This window comes from Arthrobacter sp. Ld5, assembly GCF_051172775.1.
Classification (GTDB): Bacteria; Actinomycetota; Actinomycetes; order Actinomycetales; family Micrococcaceae; genus Arthrobacter_D.
Genome location: NZ_JBPKBO010000021.1, coordinates 25196 through 49857, shown reverse-complemented (window position 1 = coordinate 49857; position 24662 = coordinate 25196). Strand labels below are relative to the sequence as shown.

Genomic DNA, 24662 nt, shown 5'->3' with positions numbered 1-24662 from the left:
CGCCGGGACGGTCCTCCCGGGACGCGTCCGGCGGGCGGCGGACGCTTCTTTCGAAGGGTGGTGTGAGACAATGGCGAAGGCTGGTGAGGGAACCACATTCCCCCGCCGGTCCAGTGACAGGCTTCCCGTTCCGCAAGCGACGCTCCCGTCCTACCGAGTCCGCCCCGTCGGCGGAAGTAGGCGGAATCCGCCGGCGGGACCCACCGTCCACCACGGCGGCTGAGTTGGAAAAGCGCCACTGGTCGTCGAGTGATTCAGCACCCCAATGACGGTGCGACCTCGGACGACATGACATCGACTTCCGGCCGGCCGCCGGGCGAAAGGCCCGCGGCCGGCCGACATACCGCCCCCGAGGGCGCTGGAATGTGGCCGGTGCCGCAGGGGCTTGGAGCGAGCACCTCATGGATCAGTCAGAACAGCAGGGGAACGACCAGACCGCCGCGGAAGCATCCGCCACCGTGCAGGACCCCGGGACTGCGGCCGCACCGGCGAAGACGCCGAGGAAGCGCCGCACGGCGAGTGCTCCGGCCGGAGCGCCACCCTCGGCGCCGCAGGCCGTACCCGACATCGCCGCCGGCGCGGCCGAGGAGACCGCCGCCCCGGTCCGCAAGCGGGCGCCGCGCGTCCGTAAGCCGGTCGTCGTCACCGATCAAACCGCCGTCGGCGACGGCGCGGCGGACGCCGCGGAGGCAGCGCCGGCCGCATCCGACGGTGCCCCGGCCGCCCCCGTCCGCGCACCCCGCACCCGCCGCCGGGCCGCCAGCGCCGAGGCAGGGCCCGCCAGTGCGCCCGCCGTCGAGCCTGCCGCGGGGCCCGCCGTGACGGCCGACCCCGCGCCCACCGAACCGGCCGTCCCGACCACCGCATCGTCCGCTGCCGACGACGCCCCCGCGGACGCTCCCGTCGCCCCGAAGCGGGCGCCTCGCACCCGCCGTCGTGCGGCCGTCGCCGATGCCGGACCCGCGCGCGCTGTCGAGGGCGCCGGCGAGGGTGCCATCGAGCCGGCCACGACTGCGGACGACACCGCGGACGCACCGGCCGTCGAAGCGGACGCAGCCCCCGAGGCCGTCGCGGAGGAGAAGCCGAGCCGGGGTCGCCGCACCTCCACCAGGAGCCGCAGCCGCCGCGCCGCGGAACCCGCACAGCAGGACGAGGAGGCGGGGGACGCTCCCGCCGCAGCGCAGTCCGCCTCCGGGAACGCCGCACCGGCCGCCGCCGCCCCGACGGCCGCGGACGCAGCCGAGGGTGCCGGTGCGGACGAGTCGGAGGAGACCGCGGCCGGCGATCGCCTCGATCCGTTCGCCATCCCGGAATCCCCGCTGTCCCTCCTGTTCCACGCGCCGGACCTCACCACGGTGTCCGTGCCCGCCGTGAAGGTCGCGCCGCCGCGCGAGGAGGAGGCCGGCGAGGAGGCGTCCGAGGAGTCCGGCCGCCGCTCGCGCCGCAGCCGCCGCAGCAGGGGCCGCAACCGGGGCGATGCCGGCCAGGCCGATGCCGGCGCCGAGGACACCGATGAACAGGGGCCGGAGGGCTCCAACGGGAACGGACCCGAGAATGGCGGCAGCGTCACGTCCCGCCGTCGTCGTCGCCGCCGTCGGGGAGACCAGGACCTCGAACTCACCGGCGGGGAGGACGACGACCCGCCCAACACCGTCACCCGCGTCCGTGCGCCGCGCCAGGCCAGCGAGCCCGTCTCCGACCGCGTGACCAGCGTGCGCGGATCGACGCGCCTCGAGGCCAAGAAGCAGCGCCGCCGCGAGTCCCGCGACACCGGTCGCCGCCGCCAGGTCATCACGGAGGCGGAGTTCCTCGCACGCCGCGAGTCCGTCGATCGCCAGATGATCGTCCGCCAGTCGGACGACAGGATCCAGATCGGCGTGCTCGAGGACGGCATCCTCGCGGAGCACTTCGTGTCCAGGACGCAGCAGGACTCCCTGATCGGCAACGTGTACGTGGGCAAGGTGCAGAACGTGCTGCCGAGCATGGAGGCCGCATTCGTCGACATCGGACGCGGGCGCAACGCCGTGCTCTACGCCGGCGAGGTCAACTGGGACGCCGCAGGCCTCGACGGCCAGCCGCGCCGCATCGAACTCGCCCTGAAGTCCGGGGATCCCGTCCTCGTCCAGGTCACGAAGGACCCCGTGGGACACAAGGGTGCCCGGCTCACGAGCCAGATCTCCCTGCCCGGCCGCTACCTCGTCTACGTCCCCGGCGGTTCGATGACGGGCATCTCCCGCAAGCTGCCCGACGTCGAGCGGAACCGGCTCAAGCGCATCCTCAAGGACCGCCTCCCGGAGAGCGCCGGAGTGATCGTCCGCACCGCCGCCGAGGGCGCCAGCGAGGAGGAGCTGACCCACGACATCAACCGCCTCCGCGCGCAGTGGGAGGAGATCGAGCGCAAGGCCGGCTCGACCAAGACCCTCGCGCCCGAACTGCTGTACGGCGAGCCGGACCTGACCATCAAGGTGGTCCGCGACGTCTTCAACGAGGACTTCTCGAAGCTCGTCGTCTCCGGCGAGGACGCCTGGGACACCATCGAGGCCTACGTCATGTACGTGGCGCCGGACCTCGTGGGCAGGCTGGAGAAGTGGACCAGCGAGGAGGACATCTTCGCGGCGTCCCGCATCGACGAGCAGATCTCGAAGGCCCTGGAACGCAAGGTCTACCTGCCCTCCGGCGGATCCCTCGTGATCGACCGCACCGAGGCCATGACGGTCGTCGACGTCAACACCGGGAAGTTCACGGGCAGCGGCGGCAACCTGGAGGAGACCGTCACCAAGAACAACCTCGAGGCCGCCGAGGAGGTGGTCCGCCAGCTGCGCCTGCGCGACATCGGCGGCATCATCGTCATCGACTTCATCGACATGGTGCTGGAGGCGAACCGCGACCTCGTCCTGCGGCGTCTCGTGGAATGCCTCGGACGTGACCGGACCAAGCACCAGGTCGCCGAGGTCACGTCACTGGGACTCGTCCAGATGACGCGCAAGCGCATGGGCACCGGCCTGCTCGAGGTGTTCGGCGAGGACTGCGAGCACTGTGCGGGACGCGGTGTCGTCACCTACATGGAGCCGGTGGAACACCGTCGGCCGACGGCCGGCGAGAGCCAGCAGCAGCCGCGCCAGGACAGGCCCTCCCGGAACGAGCGCAAGCGCAACCGCGGCCGCGGGGGCCAGCAGGACGACGTCGTGGCGCCCGCCGCGGCGCCCGTCGTCGAGAGCCCCGACCGCGCGGCGAAGGCCGAGGCGGCCCGCGCAGCCCTCGCGAGCATCGCCGCCGCGACCCACCACGCCCACGAGGAACCGGCCCGGCAGGACGTCGCCGAGCCGGACGTGCAGGTGACGGAGGCCGTCCTGACGATCAACGGTGAGACGGTCACCCTGCCCCGGGCCGAGAGCCGCCGGCGGGAGGTCCAGCAGGACGTCGAAGCCCCGGCCACCCGCCTGACCCTCGACAGCCTCAGCGAGGCCTTCAACCGGAAGCCCGCCGCTGCGGAGACCGCCGGCCAGGAGACCGCCGGCCAGGAGACCGCCGGCCAGGAGTCGGCCGGCCGGGCGCCGGTGGAGACGCCCCGCACGGAACCGGCGACGACGCGGACCGTCGGATCGGCAGGGACACCCCCTGCAGCAGTCTCCGGGCCTGCCTCCGGCGGCACCACCCGCGCGTCGCGTCCTCGGCGTCGGGTGGCCCGCAGCGCGCAGGGCGCCGCGGACACGGCCATCGAGACGCAGGGTGCGGACGCCGCCGTCGAGCCGGCCGGGACCCGGCACGTGGCGAAGGCCGCAGCGCCCGCACCGAAGCCGGAGGCCTCCGCCGCCGAGCCGCTGATCTTCGGCGTCGGGGTGCCTGCCTCCGAGCTGTAGGGGCCACAGGAACGGCGGGCGGCACGGCCGCCCCCTGATGACGAAGCAGCGCCGCTCCCGATGAGGGGCGGCGCTGCTTCGTTGCTGGTGCGTGTGGCGCGTGATGCCCGCGCCGCAGTCAGGTGCTCGCGTCGGCCGTGCGGAAGCGGACCGGCGGGCCGATCCCGGCCGGCGTACCGTGACGGCCGGTGCCGGCTGCAGGATGCGCGGCGGGCTGACGCTCACTGCCAGGCCCGGAGCGCTCCGTGTGTTCCGGCGTCACCTCCGCCCCGCCCTAACCCTGCCGGGCCTTCATCCGGGGATTCTTCTTGTTGATGACGAACGTCCTGCCGCGTCGCCGGACGATCTGCGCTCCGGGGGTCTTCTTGAGGGCTCGGAGGGAATTGCGGACCTTCATGGTGCTCCTTCAGGGTTGGTGGTGCGGGTGGTGTTACGGGTCGGTGTCGCCGAAGAAGCGGCGCCCAGGAGATGCAGTTCCTCGTCGGTGAGGGCACAGGCCTCCAGCAGGGTCATGATGTCGTCGTCGTCCAGCTCGTCGCCGGTCAGGGCCAGGTGGGTGCCCCGGCACCACTGTCCGTGCCGCGCATCGGCGCTCCAGGCGCCGGCGTCGATGAGGGAGATCCGCGGGCCCACTCCCTGGACGGCGACGCGGGCGTCCACGCCCGCGATCCAGACGTTCCCACGGATGAAACAGCAGCCTTCCGAGATGGCGCCCAGGGCGGTGCGGAACCGTTCGGGATGCAGCGGGCGGGCCACCCGGCACTCCACGGTGCGGAACTCCGTCGACGAACTCCCGGGCGCGTGCACGATGCCGGGCAGGCTGCGCGCATGCGCCGCCGCGCCGTCGTACACACCCCGTGTACCGATGAATCTTCCGGTTGCACCGGACACGTCGGTCTCGCCCGGGGCCGTCACGACAGTGGCGTGGGGCGCGAGTTCGCCGATGAGCTGCAGGCCCCGACGGCGCAGGGTCGGATCCTCCGGAAGGAGCTCGCTCCTGGTGGGGAGGACGGTGTCGGCGAAGAGGAACTCGCCGATCAGGAACTCGCCCGGTGTGCGGGTGTCCTCCGGCACCGCCGTGTAGCCGGAGGCGAACAGGGTGTGCTGGTCCCACAGCTGGTCCTCCACGTCCTCCGGCCGGACGGCCAGAGCCACGGTCTCCACCGTGAAGGCCCGCGGTGCGACGGAGCGGAGTCCATCGATCGCGCCCTCGGCCGTGGTTCCGGGTGGCAGCCCCACGACGGCCCGGGTGGCACCTTCGTCGGACAGGCGCAGAAGTGTGGGTGCGAGGTCGAACCGCACCGTGCAGCTCAGGCACCCGTGTTCCAGGATCATCGACTCCCGCTCGGTGACGTCGCCGCCGACGTGCACCCGACGTGCCACGACGCCGCCATCGAGCAGGTCGTGCAGGACGACGGGGGTAGCGGCAGTGCCTTCCGCGAGGGCGAACGCCGCGCTGTTGCGGCTTAGTCCATCGAGGGACGTGACGAGGATGAGATGCATGCCCTCGACTATATGAGAACGATTCTCATAAATAAAACGAGGGTCGTCATCGGGCGAGCGGGCAGCGCGCCGAGTCGGTCGTGTTGCTAATGAGAAGCATTTGCATTTATGGTGACGTCATGCCGATCAACTCCCGCATCTTCTCCCTGTCCTCCGCCGTCGTGGCGGCACTGGTACTGACCTCGTGTTCCACCGCCGTGTCCTCCGACTCCGGCACCGATCCATCCACCGCCCCCGCCGGGAACAGCGCGGAGAGCGCCGCGCCGGCAACGGCCTCCGAGGGAGCCGGTGATCGGCAGCGCGTCGATGCGCTGGCCCCTCGCGCGGTACTGACGTACGACGGCGGCGTGATGACCGTCGACACCGAAAGTGGCGAGGTGCTCTCCGACACCGAGACGGAAGGCTTCCTCCGACTCAACAACGCCGGCGACGGACGGCACGTCCTGATCAGCGCCGACGACGGCTTCCGCATCTTCGACACCGGCCTGGTCGCTGAATCCCACGGGGACCACGATGACTACTACGTGCAGGCGCCGGCGCCGACCGGCGCCACCGTGGAGGCATCCGAAGCCGGACACGTCGTTGCGCACGAGGGCAGGACGGCCCTCTTCGCGGACGGGAGCGGGGCCATCACCGTCGTGGACTCCGCCGCATTCAGCGACGGCGAGGTGAGTGCGGACGAGGTCGAGGAACACTCCACGGACGCTGTGCACCACGGTGTCGCCGTACCCCTCAGCAGCGGGGACCTCCTCCTGACGCAGGGCACGAAGGAGTCCACCACCACCGTCCAGGTCCTTTCCCCGGCGGGCGAGGTCCTCGCGGAGACGACCGATTGCCCGGGCGTGCACGGAGAAGCCATTGCGATGCCCACGTCGACGGGAGACGTCGTCACCCTGGGGTGCGAGAACGGGCCGGTGGTCTTCCGCGACGGTGCGTTCCACAAGGTGCCGGTGGAGGAGGCGTACCAGCGGTCGGGCAATCTCTTCGGCAGCCACGAGTCGCCGATCGTACTGGGTGACTACAAGATCGACCCGGATGCCGAGCAGGAGCGCCCCACCCGCATCGGCCTGATCGACACGGCCACAGCATCGATGACGACCGTCGATCTCGGGTCGGCGTACTGGTTCCGCTCCCTCGCCCGTGGGGCGGAGGGCGAAGCCCTCGTACTCACCTACGACGGGCAGCTGAACATCCTCGACGAGCAGACCGGGGGCATCATCCACGAGGTCGAGGTCGTCCAGCCGTGGGAGGAGCCCGAGGAATGGCAGTCTCCCGCACCGACGGTGAAGGTCGGCGCCGACGGATTCGCCTACGTGACAGAGCCGGCAGCCAGGAAGCTGCACGTCGTCGACGTCGCCGCCGGGACACTCCTGTCCAGCATCGACCTGCCCGAGGTTCCGAACGAGCTCGCCGTCGTGACCGGCGACGCGGAAGCGTCCGACCACGACCACGACCACGGTCACGGTCACGAGCACGCGGACGACGAGGACCACGCCGAGGGCGAGAAGTAGGTTCATCCACGAAGCCGCGACGGTCCGATCCGGGCCGTCGTGGCGTCCTGCCCTGCGAAGCGCACCGTCCGCACCCCCGACCGAGGACAACCAAGATACCCCTTCCACCCCGCGCAGTCCTGCTGCCTCGCGCGTCGGCCGACCGGCCGCTGATTTGCGGGAAGAGGAGGTACTGCCGTAATCTTGACCCTCGGTGCATCCGCCTGTTAACTGGCGTGTCCGTGGGTATCCGTCAGGGATTCTGACCCGTCAGATCCTGACGACGCCATCGGCTCCAGGGTTCGGTGTCATGGACACGGAGCGGGGCAGGCGCGGAGGGCGACCTCAGGATTGCTGTCGAGGCGCACCCTAGTTTTTTCATCAGAAGTCAAGATTGTCGAGAGAAGTGAGTTCCCAAGTGGTGTACGCGATTGTCCGCGCAGGCGGCCGCCAAGAAAAGGTTTCTGTAGGAGACCTCGTTACCCTTGACCGCGTCACCGGTCAGGCTGGAAGCACGTTCAAGCTCCCCGCCCTCCTTCTGGTAGACGGCGCCAAGATCACCTCCGCAGCGGAGGACCTCGCAAAGGTCACCGTCACTGCCGAGATCGTCGAGAATCTTCGTGGACCGAAGATTGTCATCCAGAAGTTCAAGAACAAGACCGGCTACAAGAAGCGCCAGGGTCACCGTTCGGAACTGACCCGCGTCAAAATCACAGGTATCGCGTAGTCCCTTCGGGCTACCGATCGGTTCCGTAGAACATCCCAGCGAAGGCAGGCATAACCCATGGCACATAAAAAGGGCGCAAGCTCCACTCGCAACGGCCGCGACTCCAACGCGCAGTACCTCGGCGTGAAGCGCTTCGGTGGCCAGGTCGTCAAGGCCGGCGAGATCATCGTCCGCCAGCGCGGCACCCACTTCCACCCGGGCGCCAATGTCGGCCGCGGCGGCGACGACACCCTCTTCGCACTCGAGGCAGGTGCCGTGGAGTTCGGTACGCGCCGCGGACGCAAGGTCGTCAACATCGTGGGCGCTGCAGCAGAGTAATTCTGCGCACGGTACACCAGGCATTTCGGGTGGGGTGAGCCTCTACGGCTCGCCCCACCTTTCTTTTAAGCCGATTAGACTCGGCACAGTGAAGCATTTGTAGAAGGAGATCAACGTGGCGAGCTTCGTTGACCGCGTAGTCCTGCACGTATCCGGCGGCACCGGCGGCCACGGCTGCGTGTCCGTCCACCGCGAGAAGTTCAAGCCCCTCGGCGGGCCCGACGGCGGCAACGGCGGCGACGGCGGCGATGTCATCCTCCGCGTCGACCACCAGACCACGACCCTGCTCGACTTCCACCACGCACCCCACCGGCACGCCACCAACGGCGGCAACGGGATGGGCGACTGGCGGGGCGGCAAGAGCGGGGAGACCCTGATCCTGTCCGTCCCCGACGGCACTGTCGTCAAGACGAAGGACGGCGAAGTGCTCGCCGACCTCGTGGGCGAGGGCACAGAGTTCGTCGCGGCGGCCGGCGGCCAGGGCGGACTCGGCAATGCCGCCCTGTCCTCCCAGAAGCGGAAGGCCCCAGGGTTCGCCCTGCTCGGCATCCCCGGGGACGAGCGCGACGTCGTCCTCGAGCTCAAGTCCATCGCTGACATCGCCCTCGTCGGCTTCCCCTCGGCCGGGAAGTCCAGCCTCATCGCCGCCATGTCGGCCGCCCGCCCGAAGATCGCGGACTACCCCTTCACAACGCTCGTGCCCAACCTCGGCGTCGTCGAGGCCGGCGACACGCGCTTCACCATCGCGGACGTGCCCGGCCTGATCGAGGGCGCGAGCGAGGGCAAGGGCCTCGGACACCACTTCCTCCGCCACGTGGAGCGGTGCGCCGCCCTGGTGCACGTGCTCGACTGCGCCGCGCTCGAGACGGACCGGGACCCCCTCAACGACCTCGCGATCATCGAACGCGAACTGGACAAGTACGCCGTCGACATGAGCTTCGCCGGGCCGGACGGCGACGTCGTGCCCCTGAACGAGCGCCCGCGCCTGATCGCGCTCAACAAGGTGGACGTGCCCGACGGCAAGGACATGGCCGGCTTCGTCCGCCCCGAGCTCGAGGCACGCGGCTACCGCGTCTTCGAGGTGTCCGCCTCCAGCCATGAGGGCCTGCGCCAGCTCGGTTTCGCCATGGCGGAGATCGTGGAGAACGCGCGCAAGGCGGTGGCTACCGCGCCCCCGCGGATCGAGCCCCCCGTGCTCCGCCCCCGTGGCGTGAACGCCGCCTCGTTCAGGATCCGCCACGAGGAGAAGGACGCCCTGCCGCTCTTCCGCGTGCTCGGCGAGAAGCCCGAGCGCTGGGTCAAGCAGACGGACTTCACGAACGACGAGGCAGTCGGCTTCCTCGCGGACCGCCTCGCCAAGCTCGGCGTGGAGGAACAGCTGTTCAAGACCGGCGCGAAGCCCGGTGACACCGTGGTGATCGGCGAGGGCGACGGCGTCGTCTTCGACTGGGAGCCGACCATGATGGGCGGCGCGGAACTGCTCGCCGGCCCCCGCGGGTCCGACCTGCGCCTCGCCGAGTACGTGCGGCCCACGCGCGAGCAGAAGCGCGAGGAGTACCAGGAGCGCAAGGACGCCAAGGCCGCGGCCCGCGCCGAGCTGGAGGCCGACCGCAAGGCGGGCATCTGGACCGAATCCGTGCAGAACCGCAAGCAGGCTGCCTCCGCCCAGAAGGGCGCAGACGCCGAGCCCGAGGACTAGGCTCCCTTGGCTGTGGACCATTCCCGGCAGCCCCTCGCGTCCCGCGAGGGCCTCGCCGCGGCGAACCGGATCGTCGTCAAGGTCGGCTCGTCGTCCCTGACCTCGGTCTCCGGCGGTATCTCCGGGGAGGCCCTCGTCCGGCTCGCCGACGTCCTCGCGGAGCGGCGCACGGCCGGAACCGAGATCATCCTCGTGTCCTCGGGCGCGATCGCCGCCGGGCTCGCGCCGCTGGGGCTGGCGCGCCGCCCGTCGCAGCTGTCGGCACAGCAGGCGGCGGCGAGCGTGGGACAGGGCCTGCTGATGGCCCAGTATTCACAGGCCTTCGCGGCGCACGGTGTCACCGTGAGCCAGATCCTGCTGACGGCGGACGACCTCATCCGCCGTTCCCACTACGCCAACGCGCACCGCGCCATGGAGCGGCTGCTGAACTTCGGCGTGGTCCCCATCGTCAACGAGAACGACACCGTGGCGAGCCACGAGATCCGCTTCGGGGACAACGACCGCCTCGCGGCCCTCGTCGCGCACCTCGTGAAGGCGGAGGCGCTCATCCTGCTGTCCGACGTGGACGCGCTGTACGACGGACCGCCGGGTGCCGGCGCCACCCGCATCCCGCACGTCGGGTCACCCGCTGACCTGGAGGGCGTCACCATCGGGCGCGCCGGGCGGGCCGGCGTCGGGACCGGCGGCATGGTCACCAAGGTCGAGGCCGCGACCATCTCCGCGTCCTCGGGGATCCCCGCGCTGGTCACGTCCACCGCGAACGCCGCAGCCGCGCTGCGCGGCGAGGACGTGGGGACCTGGTTCACGGCCACCGGCAAGCGCCAGCCCATCAGGCTGCTCTGGCTGGCCCACCTCGCCCGGGTCCTGGGCACGCTCGTGCTCGACGACGGCGCGGTGCGCGCCGTGGGGGAGCGGCGACGGTCCCTCCTGGCCGCGGGCGTCGTGGACGTGGACGGGGTCTTCGAGGCGGGCGACCCGGTCCAGCTCGTGGGCGGCGACGGGACGGTGGTGGGCCGCGGCCTGGTGAACTACAGCTCGGACGAACTGCCCCGCATGCTCGGCCGCTCCACGCACGATCTCGCGGAGGAATTCGGCGCCGAGTACGAGCGCTCGGTGGTACACGTGAACGACCTCGTGGTGCTCCAGGCGGCGCCGGCGTCATGAACAGCCCGTCCCCGGAAGCCGGTGCCGCTTCTCGCTAGACTGGGCGGATGACCGATCTGCAGGCCGAGACCACCGACCGCACCGACGCCGCGGCGTCGTCCTCCGATGAGCTCACCGACGCCGTCCACGCCATCGCCGACCGTTCCCGGGAAGCGTCGCGCGTCCTCGGCCGCGCCACGCGGGCCCGCAAGGACCGTGTGCTGCTGGCGGTCGCCGACGCCCTCGTGAGCCGACAGGACCTCGTGCTGGCCGCGAACCGCACCGACGTCGAGCGCGGCCGCGCGGCCGGGACCTCCGCGTACCTCCTGGACCGGCTGAGCCTCGACGCGGAGCGCGTGGGGAGGCTCGCCGAGGCGCTGGCGCAGCTCGCCGCCCTGCCGGACCCCGTGGGCACCGCCGTCCGCGCGGAGACCCTGCCCAACGGGCTCCGGATGAGCCAGGTCCGTGTTCCCCTCGGCGTCGTCGCCGCGATCTACGAGGCGCGCCCCAACGTGACCGTGGACATCGCCGGCCTCGCCCTGAAGAGCGGCAACGCCGTGATCCTGCGCGGCGGCAGTGCGGCCGCGGCCACCAACGCGGCACTCATCGGGATCATCCGTGACACCCTCGAGGACCACGGGCTGCCCGATGACGCCGTCCTCACCATCGACGAGTTCGGGCGGGAGGGTGCCCAGGTGCTGATGAAGGCCCGCGGCCGGGTGGACGTCCTGATCCCGCGCGGCGGGCGGGAGCTGATCCAGTCGGTCGTGACGACGGCGCGGGTGCCCGTCATCGAGACGGGCGAGGGCAACGTGCACATCATGCTCGACGAGAGTGCCGACGAGAAGATGGCGGTGGAGATCCTGCTCAACGCCAAGACGCAGCGTCCCAGTGTCTGCAACACCGTCGAGACCCTCCTCGTCCACGCCCGGTCGGCGGCAGCACCGGAGGTCCTCGCGGCGCTCGTCCGCGCCGGCGTCACGCTGCACGTCGACGAGCGGTCCCGCGGACTCCTTCCCGCCGGTACGGATGCGGCGACGGCGACGGACGACGACTGGGGGCGCGAGTACATGCAACTCGACCTCGCGGTGAAGACGGTGGACAGCGTCGACGACGCGCTGCGGCACATCCGGCGGTGGAGCACCGGGCACAGCGAGGCGATCATCACCAACAACCTCGCCTCGTCCGAGGAGTTCGTGGCAGGCGTCGATTCGGCAGCGGTCCTGGTGAACGCCTCCACGCGGTTCGTGGACGGCGGTGAACTGGGTCTGGGCGCGGAGGTGGGCATCTCCACCCAGAAGATGCACGCCCGGGGTCCGATGGGCCTGGCCGAGCTCACGACCACCAAGTGGATCGTGCAGGGGGCAGGGCACGTGCGCCGGTGAGGCTGACCGGCGGGGGAGTCGGCCTCCCGTTACGCGTACCATGGGACCTGACGACCGCGCCGGTCCGCAGCGGACCGGCACACCCTGAATCGACAGAGGATTGACGATGCTCTATTCGCTCGGCAGCGCACTGCTGGCCACCGAAGCCGTGGAACACCACACCGAACTGCCCATGTCCCCGCTCACCTACGGACTGATCGTCATGGGCATCCTGCTCACCCTGATGATCGTCACCGTGTCCTTCTCCAACGTGCGGAACCGCCACGAGGCCGTCGAGGAACACCTCGACCCCCACCGGCAGCACACCAACAAGCACGACCACGGCCAAGCGAACCCTCACTAGCGTCCAGATGGCAGCAGATACTTCCGGGCGGGACGTCATGGGCGGCGCCGGGCAGCGGCACGCCGACGGATCGCCGTGGCGCCTCGGGGTAATGGGCGGTACGTTCGACCCGATCCACCACGGGCACCTGGTCGCCGCGAGCGAGGTCGCGTCCGAGTTCGACCTGGACGAGGTGGTCTTCGTCCCCACCGGCCAGCCGTGGCAGAAGGCGGACAAGGACGTGACCGCCGCCGAGCACCGCTATTTGATGACGGTGATCGCGACGGCGTCGAATCCCAGCTTCACCGTGAGCCGCGTGGACATCGACCGCCCGGGGCCCACGTTCACGATCGACACCCTGCGCGACCTGAAGGCCGAGCGGCCCGAGGCGCAGCTGTTCTTCATCACCGGTGCCGATGCGATGGCCCAGATCCTCACCTGGAAGAACGCGGAGGAACTGTGGTCCCTCGCGCACTTCATCGGGGTGACGCGTCCCGGGCACGAGCTCGACGCGCGGGGTCGCGACGTGAGCCTCCTGGAGGTGCCCGCGATGGCGATCTCGAGTTCTGACTGCAGGCACCGCGTGGGCGAGGGCAAGCCGGTCTGGTACCTGGTGCCCGACGGCGTGGTGCAGTACATCGCGAAGCACCGCCTGTACCGGCGGGCCGGACTGCCCGTACCCGCCCCGGCATCGGAGCAGGGGGACGAACCCGTCCCTGCGGCGGAACGACGGCGTCGGGGAAGCCCGAGCCCGGTACACCTGCCGACCAGGTAGACCAGCACAGAGCTAGGTGAACAACAGCGCGCACGGATCACCGGGTCTCATACAACGGACCGTGCCACGTCACGAGGGGCCGGACATGGCGGTGGGGGACAGTTCGACGGATGTCGACGTGCAGGACGACGGCAAGGGGCGGGTCGAGATTCCGACGCGCCGCCAGCTGCGGCTCCAGCGGGTCGACGGGCGCGCAGTGGCGCCGGATCCCGATCCGTATCCGGCGGACCGGAAGGGACCGGAGGGCAGCAGGCCACCGCTGCCCGGCGGGCGCAGGGCTCGCCGTCAGCAGGCCGAGACCGGGGCCCTTGCCCGGGTCGCCTCCGAGACGGACGCCCGTGCCGCGTCCCCGTCGATCGCCGAGGACGCCGAAGAACACCTCGCCGGCCTGCAGGCAGCCGGTGCGGACGATCCCTTCGCCGTCGACCCCGCCGTGCTGGCGCAGCAGAAGGCGCTGGCCGCCCGCGCAGCGGCCCTGAATGCCCGGGCGCGCAGGACGCAGGAGGTACCGGAGCAGACACGGCTGGACATGCCGTCGCCGACCGACCCCGCCGCAGCACACAACCTGTCGTTCATCACGCCACCGGAGTTCGTGCGGGCGCCCGGCAGCACGCAGTCCGTCCTGCGGGCACCGAGAACGTCCTCCATCCCCGTCGTCCTGCCGCGCCCCGAACGAGCGGACGGCGAGGTGCCGGGGCCGACCGCTGGACCTGCGGAGGGTGCGCCTGCCGAGACGGACACCGAGCCCGTCGGAGCGCGCGATGCCTTCGGCCTGGACCCCCTCGACGCGGTGACCGCGGGCCTCGGGCGGCTGCGGCGGGTGCGGTATCTGCAGTACTCGGTACTCGTTGTGGGCGCGACGGCGCTCGTGACCGGGATAATGATGACAGTCAGCTCCCTCAATGGGTGAAACTGCTGGCCACACACAAGGAGATCAGTGAGCGCTACCGAACAGTCCATTGGCATAGCCCGCACCGCGGCGCATGCCGCAGCGGACAAGATCGCCCAGGATATCGTCGCCATCGACGTCAGCGACAGGCTCGCGATCACGGACATCTTCGTGATCGCCTCCGCGCCGAGTGAGCGGCAGGTCAACGCGATCGTCGACGGCATCGAGGAGGAGCTCGCCAAGCAGGGCCTGAAGCCCGTGCGTCGCGAGGGTCGCAGTGAGGGCCGCTGGGTGCTCCTCGACTACGCCCAGGTCATCGTCCACGTGCAGCACGAGGAGGACCGCGTGTTCTACGCGCTCGACCGGCTCTGGAAGGACTGCCCTTCCGTGGACCTCGAGCTCGGCGAGGCACTGCAGAGCTCGCCGCAGGCTGCAGCGTCCGACGTCGTCCCGGAGTGACGCGGAACCCCCACGCTCATCCCGCGGCCCGGCGCATCGTCTTCTGGCGGCACGGCCGCACCGAGTGGAACCACGCGGGCCTGTTCCAGGGCCAGGAGGACATCGACCTGGACGAGACCGGACGCGAGCAGGCCGTGTGGGCGGCCGAGGTGCTGGCGGCGCGGGAACCGTCGATGATCGTCTCGTCGGACCTGCGCCGTGCGGCTGACACGGCGTGGACGCTGGGGGAGCTCACCGGTTTGCCGGTCTTCTACGACGAGCGCCTGCGCGAGACGAACGCCGGATCCTGGCAGGGGCTCTCCTTCGCCGAGATCGACGAGCAGTTCCCGGACGACAACGCCTCCTGGCGGGGCGGGGACCCCGAGGTGCGAGCCGGCGGGGCCGAGAACCGCATCGAGGTGGGGGAACGCATGCTCGCCGCCGTGACGGAGGCCGTGGAGCAGATCGGTCCTGCCGAGATGCTCGTCGTGGTCAGTCATGGTGGATCCATCAGGGCGGCCCTGGCTGCCCTGATGGGATTGCCGCCGGAGCGCTGGGGAGCCCTCGCGGGGCTGTCCAACTGCCACTGGTCCGAAGTGCACGAGGTGGTGGACAGGGCCGGGGCCCTCTTCTCCTGGCAGCTGACCGAGCACAACGTGGGGCTGGGGTCCCTGCCCGAGGAGCCGCTGGAGGGCTGACCGGGTGCGGGAGAGCCGATTTGGCGAAGCCGCCAGAATTCACTAGACTGATGGAGTTGCTTCGGCCGGTTCGACCGGGAGATGCAGTGCAATTCGGGGCTATGGCGCAGCTGGTAGCGCACCTGCATGGCATGCAGGGGGTCAGGGGTTCGAATCCCCTTAGCTCCACAACGAACCGCCGGACCACAGGGTGAAAACCCTTGGTCCGGCGGTTTTTCGTTGTGCCACTTCCGCCGATCTGCCGTTGCGTGCCGGCTCAGGCTCGAAAGTGAAGCAGCATCAGAAGCCCCGGGCGAGCGGTCAGCCGCCGACGGGCGCTTCCGGGGTCTCGGTGGGTGCGGGCTCGGTGGGAGCCGGGGTCTCGACCGGCGCGGGCTTCGTGGCCTGCTTCTCGGCGATCTCCGCCTTCTTCGCCGCGACCCGTGCTTCCGCGGCAGCCTTGTTCGCGGCGGCGCGCTCCTTGTTCGCGGTCACCTTGAGTGCGGCGGCGGCCTTCTTGGCGGCGGCGGTGGACTTCGCGGTGATCTTCTTCGCCTCCGCAACTGCCTTCTTCTCGGCGGCGATCGCCTTCGCCTCGGCCGACTTGGCAGCCGCAGCGAGCTTGTTCGCCACGGCGCGCTCCTGCTGGGCGGTGGGCTGCATCGTCACGGTCGTCGACGGCGACGATGCCGTGGTGAGGGAAGGTGCCGCGGTTGCAGCCACCACCCCGGATCCTCCGATGAGGCCTGCCGCGAGGACGACGGCGGCGATTCTGGAACTAGTACCCACAGTGGTGCTCCGTTTCTGATGCTGGTGATTGTTCGGCCTGGTGAGTCAGGCACTCGCTTCAGGCTAGACAGCAATCACTTCTCGGCGGGTCATGAACCGGGCAGGAATGGCGCAGGGTCTACGCAGGATTATCGGATCGCTGCTCGTCCGGTCGCGTTTCTGGTGACCAACGGCCCGGTTCAGAACCGGCGATCGGCGCTACGATGACCACCTTCGATGAGGTGGTCGGCATGATGGGTAGCACGCTCCGGCGAATGGTCTTGGCTGTGGGCACATCGCTCGCCCTCCTGTTCGGCTTCGTCACGATTGCACCGCCGGCCCAGGCCGCACCCCTGTACGGGCACGACATCTCCTGGCCGCAATGCCCCACCTCCGTCGGCGGGTACGGTCTCCCGCTGCCACCCGTCTCCACCCAGTTCGTCGTCATCGGGCTGACGAAGGGCCTGCCCTTCACGGAGAACCCGTGCCTGGCGAGCCAGGTCGCCTGGACCAGGACCAACAGCAAGAAGACCCACGCCTACGCCATGGCTGCGTATCCCACCGCAGCGCAGCTGAATACCTACGGGACGCGCGGTCCGTGGGCGGCGACTACCCGGGCCGCTCGGCTCTCGAACGTGGGCTACGCCGAGGCGCAGTTCGCCGTCGCAAGCATGACCAGGGTCGGCTTCCGTCCGCCGGTCGTGTGGATCGACGTCGAACCACGGCCCGCTCAGCCCTGGCCCACGGGCACCGCTGCCCAGCAACGGGACAACCGCCTCATCATCGAGGGGATGATGCGCGGCCTCCGCGACGCAGGATTCTCCTACGGCCTGTACTCCTTCGCAGCGGGGTGGGCCGACATCACCGGGTCGTGGCGGTTGCCCGGGGTGCCGGTATGGGCCACCGCCGGGCGGCTCGACTACCCGGGTGAGGCGCTGGACCGATGCCGGCAACCCAGTTTCTCGGGCGGCCGGGTCTACCTCGCCCAGTGGTACGACGACACCCGGGACTACGACCTGACGTGCGAACCGTACGCGTTCACGCCGCTGGCCGTCCCGGCCTCGACCCTCTCGCGGTCCACCGCCGACTTCGACAGCGACTGGAACACCGACCTCCTGGCCCGTGTCACCGCGACCGGAGACCTCCGGCTGTATCGGGGGAAGGGGACCGGCGGGGTGTGGCCCGGCGTGCGCATCGGAACCGGCTGGTCCTCGATGAGCGCGCTCGAGACGCCCGGAGACTTCGACGGCGACGGGAAGGCCGATGTGCTGGCCCGTGAAGCGGCGACCGGGTATCTGTGGCTGTACCGGGGGAACGGCACCGGTGGCTGGTTGCCGCGGGTGCGGGTGGGCAGCGGCTGGAACATCTTCACCTCCATCGTGGGCCCCGGGGACTTCAACGGCGACCAGTTCGTGGACGTCCTCGCCCGGGAACGCATCACCGGATATCTGTGGCTGTACCCGGGGAACGGGCGGGGCGGGTGGTTGCCGCGGGTACGGGTGGGCAGTGGGTGGAACGCCTTCACCTCCATCGTGGGGCCGGGCGACTTCAACGGGGACGGACAGGTGGACGTCCTGGCGCGTGAGGCGGCGACGGGCTACATGTGGCTGTATCCCGGCACCGGCAAGGGAGGATGGCTGCCGCGGGTGCGGGTCGGCAGCGGGTGGAACGCGATGACCGCTGTGATGGGCCCCGGAGACCTCAACGGCGACCGCACGGCCGACGTCGTGGCGCGGGACGCCCAGGGCTACTTGTGGCTGTACCGGGGCAACGGTTCGGGCGGATGGCTGTCCCGGGTGCAGGTGGGCACGGGGTGGAACGGCATCAACGCCATCTTCTGAGACTCCGCCTCAGGAGCTCCGGACCGCCGCCAGGGCGTCCCGCACCGCGTCGACGGCGACCGTCGTGTCGTCGTCGTCCGTACTCCAGTTGCTCACCGAGATCCGCAGGACGTCCCTGTCCCGCCACCGCGACCCGGACATCCACACGCGGCCGTCGGCGATGATCCGGGCCGTCACCGCCCGCGTGGTGGAGTCGTCGCCGAAGGCCAGCGAGACCTGGGTGTAGGAGACGTCGTTGAGCACCTCCACACCCTCCAGCGCGGCCAGCCGGTCGGCCAGCTGCCGGGCGTGGGAGACCAGCCCCCGGACCTGACCGGCGACGCCGTCCCGACCCAGCGACCGGAGTGCCGCCCACACGGGAACGCCGCGAGCGCGCCGGGACAGTTCGGGAACGGTCTCGAAGGGGTCCGCCGGTCCGTCCGTCGCGTGGACGAGGTAACTCGCGTGCACGCCCATGGCCGCCCGCAGTGCGACGGTGTCCCGGACCATCACGATCCCGCAGTCGTACGAGACGTTCAATGTCTTGTGGGCGTCGGTGCCCCACGAGTCCGCGCCCTCGACCCCTGCGGTCAGGGCTCCCAGTTCCGGCACGGCGGCGGCCCACAGCCCGAAGGCGCCGTCCACATGGACCCACGCGCCGTGGTCCCTGGCGACGGCGACGGCCTCCAGGAACGGGTCGAAGGCGCCGGAATGCAGGTTGCCCGCCTGCAGGCAGACCAGCAGCGGCACGCGGCCCGATCCGCCGGATCCCTCGTGCCGCGCGACGGCACCCAGGGCGCGGTGCAGATCCATCGGGTCGATGCGGCCCTGCCTGTCGACCGGAACCGCCGTGGGCCGGCCCAGCCCCAGGTAGCGGAGGCCGAGATCGATCGTGTCGTGCCGCTCCCTGCCGACGAACGTGTGGATCCGAGGCCCGCCGGTGAGCCCCTCGGCGTCCAAATCCCAGCCGGCGTCGGCCATCAGCCGCCACCGTGCCGCGGCGAGGCCCGTGAAGTTCGCCATCGTGGCGCCCGTCGTGAAGCCGACGTCGGCTTCCGGAGGTAGACCGAGGAGGTCGAGCAGCCATCGCCCGGCGGCTTCCTCGATGGCCGCGGTGGCAGGGGTTGCGAAGCGCATCCCGGCGTTCTGGTCCCAGGCGCTGACGAGCCAGTCCGCCGCCAGGGCTGCAGGCAAGGTGCCGCCGATGACCCACCCGAAGAACCGCCCGGAGGGCATGGCCATGAGCCCCGGTTCGGCTTTCGCGGCCAGGTGGTCCACCACATCGGACGCCGGGACCCCCGTGCGGGACAGGGGGCCGCCGAAATCCTCCGCGAGGTCGGCGGCGGTCCGGCTCGGCCCGACGCGCCGCTGGTCCTGGCTCTCCAGCCATCCGCGGGCGTGCCCGAACGCGGTGGCCAGGGCATCTCTGTAGTCTTCCTCCGGTGCTGACATAGCGGCATGCTACGCCCGAGATCCCGCGACGGGCAGGGCTCAACGGACGGGCGTCCCGTCGAGGCCTTCCCTTCCTCCCCGGTTAGCCCTACAGTGTTTATTGTCAACGTGACAATAAACGAGGAGTGCACGATGGACGCAGTACTGGACTGGATGAACTCACCGGCAGCGACTCTGCTGGGAGCACCCGTCAGCTGGATCGAGGTCATCGGCTTCATCACGGGTGCGGCCTGCGTCTACGGCGTCGCCCGGCAGCGGACCTGGAACTGGCCGGTCGGCATCGTCAACAACCTGGCCTTCATGGTCCTGTTCTTCGGCGCCGGTCTCTACGGTGAGACCGTGCTGCAGGGGGTGTTCGCCGCCGTCGCCGTCTACGGCTGGTACAACTGGGTCCGCGGCGCCAGGGACACCGAGGCGACCGGCGACCTACCCATCCGCGACGCCGGTCGGACCGAGGTCCTCGCCGGCCTCGGCATCGTCGCCGCGGCGACCGCGGGCATCGCGATGATCCTCACCCACGGCACCGACTCCGAGGTGCCCTGGCCGGACGCCTTCGTCCTCGCGGCCTCCCTGCTGGCCACCTACGGGCAGGCCAAGAAGATCTTCCAGCACTGGTACGTGTGGATCGCCATCGACCTGGTGTCCATCCCGCTCTACCTCTCCCGCGGACTGAATCTCACCGCCATCCTCTACGTCGGCTTCACCGCCCTGTGCGTCTACGGCCTCGTCGACTGGAAGCGCACCCGCTCGGACGCGGGATCCGTCCCGGCCGTCGCGTCCGAGCAGGTGCCGGCATGACCCGCTTCGGGCAGGGCGTGATCATCGGGAAGTTCTACCCGCCCCACGCCGGCCACCGTCACCTCATCCGCACGGCCGCAGACCGCTCCGACCGGCTCGCCGTCGTCGTCCTCGGCAACCGCTTCGAGACCATGGCCCTCGCGGACCGCGTGAAGTGGCTCGCCGCGGAGTTCGACGCGACGAACGTGACCGTCATCGGCATGCCGAACGACTGCCCGGTGGACTACCGGTCACGAGCCATCTGGAAGGCCCACGACGAGGCGCTGCGCGTCGCGCTCAGGATGAGGAGCATCACGGACATCGACGCCGTCTTCAGCTCCGAGGAGTACGGTCGGCAACTGGCCGAGGACTTCGGCGCGACCCACGTCATGGTCGACGCAGCCCGGGCGGCCCACCCGGTGAGCGGAACGCTGTGCCGCGAGGACCTGGCGGCGACGTGGCGGACCATCATCGGGCCCGCCCGGCAGGACCTGGCCGTCCGGGTGGTCGTCGTCGGCGCCGAATCGACCGGCACCAGCACCCTCACCACGGCCCTCACCGCGCACTACCGGACCCGGTACCCCGGGCTCGTCGACGTCCCCGAGTTCGGCCGCCACTACACCTACGACAAGTTCGCCGCCGCGCAGGCCGCGGATCCCGACGCCGCTGTCGCCGATCTCGTCTGGACCGCCGAGGACTTCGCCGTCATCGGCGAGCGGCAGAACGAGATGGAGAACGAGGCAGCTGGTCGGTGCCCGCTGGTCATCGCCGACACCGACAGCCTCGCGACCACCCTGTGGGAGCGGTACTACCTGGGGGAGGGCAGTCATGGCTCCTATCGGGCCCTGACGCAGCTGCCGCGCCGGGACCTCTACCTGATCACGGACCACGAGGATGTGCCCTTCGAGGACGACGGGTGGCGCGAGGGGGAGCACCGCCGGGCGGAGATGACCGAGTGGTTCAAGGAGGAGCTGACCCGTGGGGGCCACTCCTGGATCCTCGTGTCCGGCGACCACGACCGACGCATGAGGACGGCAACGGCGATCATCGACCCGATCATCGCGCAGAGAAGCCGCTTCACCTCCCCGCCCTGGGCCGCCCGCACCGTTCTGGCAGGAGCGCCATGAGTGTCGGGGAAGAGCGCTTCCTCGAGGAGTACGAGCCCACCGACTATCCCTCCGTCGCGCTGACGGTGGACCTCGTCGTCTTCGCCGTCAGCGGGAACACGCTGCACGTGGCGCTCGTCCGCCGTGGTGAACACCCCTTCAAGGGGGACCTTGCCCTGCCGGGTGGGTTCGTCGGACGCGACGAGGACGCGCTGCGCGCCGCCTGGCGCGAGCTCGAGGAGGAGACCGGCCTGGACCTCGGTGCGCATCGCGCCCACGTCGAGCAGCTCGCCACCTACAGCTCACCCCGGCGTGACCCCCGCATGCGCGTCGTCTCCGTCGCCCACCTGGCGCTGCTCGCGACGGACGGCACCTCCCTGCCCGAGCTGGATCCGGGCAGCGACGCCGCGGCCGCCCGGTGGCATCCCGTCCATGCGGTCCTCGCCACCGAGTCCCTGGCCTTCGACCACCGTGAGATCCTCGCGGCCGCGCTCGAGCGCCTCGCCGGCAGGATCGAGTACACGCTCACCGCGGCGAAACTCCTGCCGGAGGAATTCGCCCTCTACCAGCTGCGGCGCGTCTACGAGGCCGTCTGGAACACCGATAGGCTCGACGCCGGCAACTTCACCCGCAAGATGACCGGCGCCCTGACCGACACCGGCCGGAAGGTCACCCGCTCCAAGGGCGCACCGGCTGCCGTGTTCACGGTCAGGAGCGAGTACCTCAGCCCGCCCATGACGCGCCCTTCTGGAGGGACGGACCAATGAAAGACCGGGCCGCGGGCCGCTCGGAGGCGGTGCGGGATCGCAAACCCATGGCATTCCGCGCGACCGCGTACTACCGGCTCTCCCGCTGGCGGCACCGTCGAGAGCGCGCCTTCACCTACGACGTCCTCTGGGACGACGGCACCATCGACCAGGACATCGACCTGGTGAAGGTCATGTACCGGGGGTCGGCGGCGGACTTCGCCGTCACCGAGGCCGGAATGATGGAGCACACGCCGGATACCGGCACCGGACCGTGGATCGCCGACAGCTACGGAATGCCCGTCGACGGGCCCGACTGGATCCAGTTCATGGCGGAGGAGCACGAGAAGCATGCCCGGGCAAAGGCAGTCGTCGCCGTCAGGGCCACCCGTGTGACCGAAGAGCACCGGACCCTCATCCTGCGAAGGATCGTGCCCCGCACGCACATCGCTTTCGATGTCCGGTACGCGGACGGGACGGTCCGTCACGACGTGAACCTCGACGCGGAGCTCAAGGGCGCCCGATACCCCGCGGACCGCCAGGCCACCGAGCGGGGCGCACGGGCGGCAGTCGGCCAGTGGGTGGATTACCCCTACGGTCGTCCGCTCCGCGCCGATGGCAGCCCGGACCGGTAGCACCCGGGTGCCGGGCCCGGCCCGTTCAACGCATCGGCGTCGGGGACGTGCGTCCGCAGCGCAGAAGCATCACCAGGCGTGACGCTCTAGATCCGACGCTTGTAATGGTCGTGCGTCAGTTTCAACTGCTCGGTCCAGAACGCGTACTTCCGCTCGCCCGACGCGTCCGGCTCGAGGTGGCCGAGGTGCTCGGCAAGGATGTAGAACTCGCTGCCGGGCTCCCGTTCCGCCTCCGAGAGCGTCGCGACCGATGAGAGCATGAACCGGCTGTGCAGGAGGTCGTCCTTCACGACGTCGGCGAGGAGGGTGCCGAGGGCGTCGCGTCCGGCATCCAGCGTGACGTCGAAGGGTTCCGCACCCGTGTCCTTGCTGATCTGTCGGGCCAGCTCCGCGTAGGTGATCAGTTCCTGTCGGCGGGCAGTGTGGACCATGATGCTGCGGGCGCCTTCCATGATGATGGCCCGGCCCTCGTCAGTGCGTGAGTGCGGCATGCTGCCCCTTCTGTCGGCTTCGGAAAGCCTATCGGTCCCAGCCGTATAGCTCTCCCTGCTCGTCAGGGGTGCTCGGGCATGCACCTCTGACGCACGTCATTCCTGTGAGGAACAGGCACGTCGACGCCGTCGGCATGTTCAGGAAGGGGAGCCGCGGTGTAAGGCTTGACCCATGAGGAGTCACCACGTGAGCCGGGTCATCAGGGCATCCCCGACGGCTGTCTACGATTTCGCGGCGGACGTCGGCAACCTACCGCTCTGGGCGGCCGGTCTTGCGCGGTCCAAGCCGGTGCAGGACGGCGCGGATCTGACTGTGGAGTCACCGATGGGGCGCGTGCGGATCCGGTTTGTGGAACGGAACCGGTTCGGGGTCCTCGATCACGACGTCGTCCTGCCGTCCGGCGCCATCACCACGAATCCGATGCGCGTCTTCCCCCACCCGGACGGCGCCGAGGTGATCTTCACACTTCGTCAGCTCGGGACCAGCGATGAGGAGTTCGCGCGGGACATCGAGATGGTCGAAGCCGACCTCGATCGTCTCGAAGACTTGATGAGGAACCTTCCCCGCAAGGGATCGGCAGCGGAGCACCAGCGGTGAGATTCCGATGCGCTGTGGAGAGGGACATCTTCGAGAGGTCAAGCGTAGAGCGGGTCGTAGTCCCACCACCGGCGTCCGAGCTGCCAGGAATGCCGGCCTCCTCGTGGGGATCGCCGGAACGCGACCGGCCGGTGCTGACTCTCAGCTACAGGACGCCGGGCGGAGGTCAGGCGGCGAGCTCATGTTCGGCGATCAGCGCGAGGCGGCGAAGGGAATGCTCGTCGGATGGTGAGAATGGACGTGCTCGCTGGTCGATGGCGCAGAGGGTGCCGACGGTCCATCCGTCGGGGCTTCGGAGCGGGTAGCCGGCATAGAAGCGGATGAAAGGATCGCCCAGGACGAGGGGGCTCCACTTGAACTTCTCGTCGTGGAACGTGTCACGGATGATGAGTGGTCGTGAATTCTCGATGGCGGTGCTGCAGAAGGACCGGGCTTTCGGCATGTTCTGCTCCACCGGCCCGATGACGGATTTCAGGAACTGCCGCTCGTCGTCGATGAGGGTGACGATCGCAGTGCTGACCTGGAAGCGCTGCTGCGCGTTGCGGGTGATCCGGTCGAAACGTTCCTCGGGGCCGGTGTCGAGAAGGTGCGTACGCGTGACGGCGTCGAGGCGTGCCTGTTCTTTCTCGGCGTCGGACAGCAGGAACGCACCGGAGGCCCCCAGTTCGCGCCATGACATTTCGGGCGAACCGTCGGCGGCGTCGTGGGCGTCGTGAGGGACCGGGAGCGCCGGTGATGTCTGGCCGAGCACGTTGACGACATCGGCGAGCAGGTTGGAGTCGCGCGCCGACAGCTCGACCGAACCACTCAGGTACTCACGAACGGTCGCGACGGGAACAGTCCCGCCGTCGGCGAGGTAGCGCTCCATGATGTGGTCGATGTCCAGTGCCGCTGCGGCTATTGCCTGGAGCATGAGGGCCCGCTGCGGGCGTCCGCGCATACTGCTACCTCCATTTCACCGATGTCCTCCGGCCCTGGAGGGGGGCTTCCCAAGGCGGCCCGCAGGCTCTCATTAAACCAGCGCAGTGGAACAGCATCTCCCA

24 protein-coding genes and 1 tRNA gene are annotated in these 24662 nt (G+C 70.0%); 19 read left to right on the top strand and 6 right to left on the bottom strand.

Annotation, left to right across the window (positions count from 1 at the left end; genetic code table 11):
* Window positions 1-401: 401 nt before the first annotated feature.
* Window positions 402-3860: an Rne/Rng family ribonuclease gene (locus ACSGDB_RS10440; protein WP_434994601.1), complete on the top strand. Its 3459-nt coding sequence runs from the start codon at window positions 402-404 to the stop codon at window positions 3858-3860.
* Between the two features lie 274 nt (window positions 3861-4134).
* Here the strand turns inward: ACSGDB_RS10440 and ykgO are convergent, their stop codons facing one another.
* Both ykgO and ACSGDB_RS10430 read right to left on the bottom strand, forming a co-directional pair.
* The gene (gene ykgO / locus ACSGDB_RS10435; protein WP_434994600.1) at window positions 4135-4257 is read right to left on the bottom strand and encodes a type B 50S ribosomal protein L36; all 123 of its coding nucleotides are present in this window, start codon (window positions 4255-4257) and stop codon (window positions 4135-4137) included.
* Window positions 4254-5363 carry a GTP-binding protein gene (locus ACSGDB_RS10430; RefSeq protein ID WP_434994599.1) on the bottom strand — a complete coding sequence of 370 codons (1110 nt, stop codon included), beginning with the start codon at window positions 5361-5363 and terminating at the stop codon, window positions 4254-4256. The genes ykgO and ACSGDB_RS10430 overlap by 4 nt, the downstream gene beginning before the upstream one ends.
* A 119-nt stretch (window positions 5364-5482) precedes the next feature.
* Here ACSGDB_RS10430 and ACSGDB_RS10425 point away from each other — a divergent pair, with 119 nt between their 5' ends.
* The 12 genes from ACSGDB_RS10425 to ACSGDB_RS10370 all read left to right on the top strand — a co-directional run bounded on the left by ACSGDB_RS10425 (window position 5483) and on the right by ACSGDB_RS10370 (window position 15415).
* Entirely contained in the window at window positions 5483-6874 is a 1392-nt protein-coding gene (locus ACSGDB_RS10425; protein WP_434994597.1) for a hypothetical protein, read from the top strand.
* A gap of 397 nt (window positions 6875-7271) precedes the next feature.
* Window positions 7272-7580 (top strand): 50S ribosomal protein L21, encoded by a 309-nt coding sequence (gene rplU / locus ACSGDB_RS10420; RefSeq protein WP_087073581.1) that lies wholly within the window; start codon window positions 7272-7274, stop codon window positions 7578-7580.
* Between the two features lie 57 nt (window positions 7581-7637).
* A complete protein-coding gene (rpmA, locus tag ACSGDB_RS10415) occupies window positions 7638-7898 on the top strand; it encodes a 50S ribosomal protein L27 (RefSeq protein ID WP_028280075.1) in 261 nt (86 codons plus the stop codon).
* Between the two features lie 115 nt (window positions 7899-8013).
* A complete protein-coding gene (gene obgE, locus ACSGDB_RS10410; RefSeq protein ID WP_434994596.1) occupies window positions 8014-9597 on the top strand; it encodes a GTPase ObgE in 1584 nt (527 codons plus the stop codon).
* Window positions 9598-9603: 6 nt separating this feature from the next.
* Complete coding sequence (gene proB, locus ACSGDB_RS10405) at window positions 9604-10761, top strand: glutamate 5-kinase (protein WP_434994595.1); 1158 nt, start codon at window positions 9604-9606, stop codon at window positions 10759-10761.
* Between the two features lie 47 nt (window positions 10762-10808).
* Complete coding sequence (locus tag ACSGDB_RS10400) at window positions 10809-12125, top strand: glutamate-5-semialdehyde dehydrogenase (RefSeq protein ID WP_434994594.1); 1317 nt, start codon at window positions 10809-10811, stop codon at window positions 12123-12125.
* Window positions 12126-12231: 106 nt separating this feature from the next.
* A complete protein-coding gene (locus tag ACSGDB_RS10395; protein ID WP_434994671.1) occupies window positions 12232-12468 on the top strand; it encodes a hypothetical protein in 237 nt (78 codons plus the stop codon).
* Window positions 12469-12505: 37 nt separating this feature from the next.
* Complete coding sequence (nadD, locus tag ACSGDB_RS10390; protein ID WP_434994670.1) at window positions 12506-13222, top strand: nicotinate-nucleotide adenylyltransferase; 717 nt, start codon at window positions 12506-12508, stop codon at window positions 13220-13222.
* 61 nt (window positions 13223-13283) lie between these two features.
* Window positions 13284-14132, top strand: coding sequence for a hypothetical protein (locus ACSGDB_RS10385; protein WP_434994593.1), 849 nt, complete (start codon window positions 13284-13286; stop codon window positions 14130-14132).
* 27 nt (window positions 14133-14159) lie between these two features.
* Window positions 14160-14570 carry a ribosome silencing factor gene (gene rsfS, locus ACSGDB_RS10380; protein WP_434994592.1) on the top strand — a complete coding sequence of 137 codons (411 nt, stop codon included), beginning with the start codon at window positions 14160-14162 and terminating at the stop codon, window positions 14568-14570.
* A complete protein-coding gene (locus tag ACSGDB_RS10375) occupies window positions 14567-15247 on the top strand; it encodes a histidine phosphatase family protein (protein WP_434994591.1) in 681 nt (226 codons plus the stop codon). The genes rsfS and ACSGDB_RS10375 overlap by 4 nt, the downstream gene beginning before the upstream one ends.
* Before the next feature lie 95 nt (window positions 15248-15342).
* Window positions 15343-15415: transfer RNA gene (locus tag ACSGDB_RS10370), tRNA-Ala, on the top strand.
* 132 nt (window positions 15416-15547) lie between these two features.
* Here the strand turns inward: ACSGDB_RS10370 and ACSGDB_RS10365 are convergent.
* Window positions 15548-16015: a hypothetical protein gene (locus ACSGDB_RS10365; protein WP_434994590.1), complete on the bottom strand. Its 468-nt coding sequence runs from the start codon at window positions 16013-16015 to the stop codon at window positions 15548-15550.
* Between the two features lie 266 nt (window positions 16016-16281).
* Here ACSGDB_RS10365 and ACSGDB_RS10360 point away from each other — a divergent pair, with 266 nt between their 5' ends.
* Entirely contained in the window at window positions 16282-17835 is a 1554-nt protein-coding gene (locus ACSGDB_RS10360) for an FG-GAP-like repeat-containing protein (protein WP_434994589.1), read from the top strand.
* 9 nt (window positions 17836-17844) lie between these two features.
* Here ACSGDB_RS10360 and ACSGDB_RS10355 read toward each other — a convergent pair whose 3' ends face one another.
* Window positions 17845-19266 (bottom strand): pyridoxal phosphate-dependent decarboxylase family protein, encoded by a 1422-nt coding sequence (locus tag ACSGDB_RS10355; RefSeq protein WP_434994588.1) that lies wholly within the window; start codon window positions 19264-19266, stop codon window positions 17845-17847.
* Between the two features lie 132 nt (window positions 19267-19398).
* On the opposite strand from ACSGDB_RS10355, the gene pnuC reads away from it, so the two are divergent.
* The 4 genes from pnuC to ACSGDB_RS10335 are packed head-to-tail and all read left to right on the top strand — an operon-like array spanning window position 19399 to window position 22530.
* The gene (gene pnuC, locus ACSGDB_RS10350) at window positions 19399-20064 is read left to right on the top strand and encodes a nicotinamide riboside transporter PnuC (protein WP_434994587.1); all 666 of its coding nucleotides are present in this window, start codon (window positions 19399-19401) and stop codon (window positions 20062-20064) included.
* Window positions 20061-21170: an AAA family ATPase gene (locus ACSGDB_RS10345; protein WP_434994586.1), complete on the top strand. Its 1110-nt coding sequence runs from the start codon at window positions 20061-20063 to the stop codon at window positions 21168-21170. Before pnuC ends, ACSGDB_RS10345 begins: the two co-directional genes overlap by 4 nt.
* Window positions 21167-21916 (top strand): NUDIX hydrolase, encoded by a 750-nt coding sequence (locus ACSGDB_RS10340; RefSeq protein WP_434994585.1) that lies wholly within the window; start codon window positions 21167-21169, stop codon window positions 21914-21916. The genes ACSGDB_RS10345 and ACSGDB_RS10340 overlap by 4 nt, the downstream gene beginning before the upstream one ends.
* Window positions 21917-21963: 47 nt before the next feature.
* On the top strand, window positions 21964-22530 hold the full coding sequence (locus ACSGDB_RS10335) for a hypothetical protein (RefSeq protein ID WP_434994584.1): 567 nt from the start codon (window positions 21964-21966) through the stop codon (window positions 22528-22530).
* Between the two features lie 86 nt (window positions 22531-22616).
* Here the strand turns inward: ACSGDB_RS10335 and ACSGDB_RS10330 are convergent, their stop codons facing one another.
* Window positions 22617-23021 (bottom strand): hypothetical protein, encoded by a 405-nt coding sequence (locus ACSGDB_RS10330; RefSeq protein ID WP_434994583.1) that lies wholly within the window; start codon window positions 23019-23021, stop codon window positions 22617-22619.
* 172 nt (window positions 23022-23193) lie between these two features.
* Between ACSGDB_RS10330 and ACSGDB_RS10325 the strand changes: the two genes are divergently transcribed.
* Window positions 23194-23619 (top strand): SRPBCC family protein, encoded by a 426-nt coding sequence (locus tag ACSGDB_RS10325; protein WP_434994582.1) that lies wholly within the window; start codon window positions 23194-23196, stop codon window positions 23617-23619.
* Window positions 23620-23785: 166 nt separating this feature from the next.
* On the opposite strand, the gene ACSGDB_RS10320 is transcribed toward ACSGDB_RS10325, so the two are convergent.
* Window positions 23786-24559: a GAF domain-containing protein gene (locus ACSGDB_RS10320; RefSeq protein WP_434994581.1), complete on the bottom strand. Its 774-nt coding sequence runs from the start codon at window positions 24557-24559 to the stop codon at window positions 23786-23788.
* Window positions 24560-24662: the final 103 nt, after the last annotated feature.

Coding starts and splice junctions, on each gene's coding strand:
- ACSGDB_RS10330 (WP_434994583.1), bottom strand. CDS start 23,021: ATGCCGCACTCACGCACTGACGAGGGCCGGGCCATCATCATGGAAGGC.
- ACSGDB_RS10320 (WP_434994581.1), bottom strand. CDS start 24,559: ATGCGCGGACGCCCGCAGCGGGCCCTCATGCTCCAGGCAATAGCCGCA.
- ACSGDB_RS10430 (WP_434994599.1), bottom strand. CDS start 5,363: ATGCATCTCATCCTCGTCACGTCCCTCGATGGACTAAGCCGCAACAGC.
- ACSGDB_RS10335 (WP_434994584.1), top strand. CDS start 21,964: ATGGCATTCCGCGCGACCGCGTACTACCGGCTCTCCCGCTGGCGGCAC.
- ACSGDB_RS10395 (WP_434994671.1), top strand. CDS start 12,232: ATGCTCTATTCGCTCGGCAGCGCACTGCTGGCCACCGAAGCCGTGGAA.
- ACSGDB_RS10400 (WP_434994594.1), top strand. CDS start 10,809: ATGACCGATCTGCAGGCCGAGACCACCGACCGCACCGACGCCGCGGCG.
- pnuC (WP_434994587.1), top strand. CDS start 19,399: ATGGACGCAGTACTGGACTGGATGAACTCACCGGCAGCGACTCTGCTG.
- ACSGDB_RS10325 (WP_434994582.1), top strand. CDS start 23,194: ATGAGGAGTCACCACGTGAGCCGGGTCATCAGGGCATCCCCGACGGCT.
- rpmA (WP_028280075.1), top strand. CDS start 7,638: ATGGCACATAAAAAGGGCGCAAGCTCCACTCGCAACGGCCGCGACTCC.
- ACSGDB_RS10340 (WP_434994585.1), top strand. CDS start 21,167: ATGAGTGTCGGGGAAGAGCGCTTCCTCGAGGAGTACGAGCCCACCGAC.
- nadD (WP_434994670.1), top strand. CDS start 12,506: ATGGGCGGCGCCGGGCAGCGGCACGCCGACGGATCGCCGTGGCGCCTC.
- ACSGDB_RS10440 (WP_434994601.1), top strand. CDS start 402: ATGGATCAGTCAGAACAGCAGGGGAACGACCAGACCGCCGCGGAAGCA.
- ACSGDB_RS10355 (WP_434994588.1), bottom strand. CDS start 19,266: ATGTCAGCACCGGAGGAAGACTACAGAGATGCCCTGGCCACCGCGTTC.
- ACSGDB_RS10425 (WP_434994597.1), top strand. CDS start 5,483: ATGCCGATCAACTCCCGCATCTTCTCCCTGTCCTCCGCCGTCGTGGCG.
- ykgO (WP_434994600.1), bottom strand. CDS start 4,257: ATGAAGGTCCGCAATTCCCTCCGAGCCCTCAAGAAGACCCCCGGAGCG.
- ACSGDB_RS10345 (WP_434994586.1), top strand. CDS start 20,061: ATGACCCGCTTCGGGCAGGGCGTGATCATCGGGAAGTTCTACCCGCCC.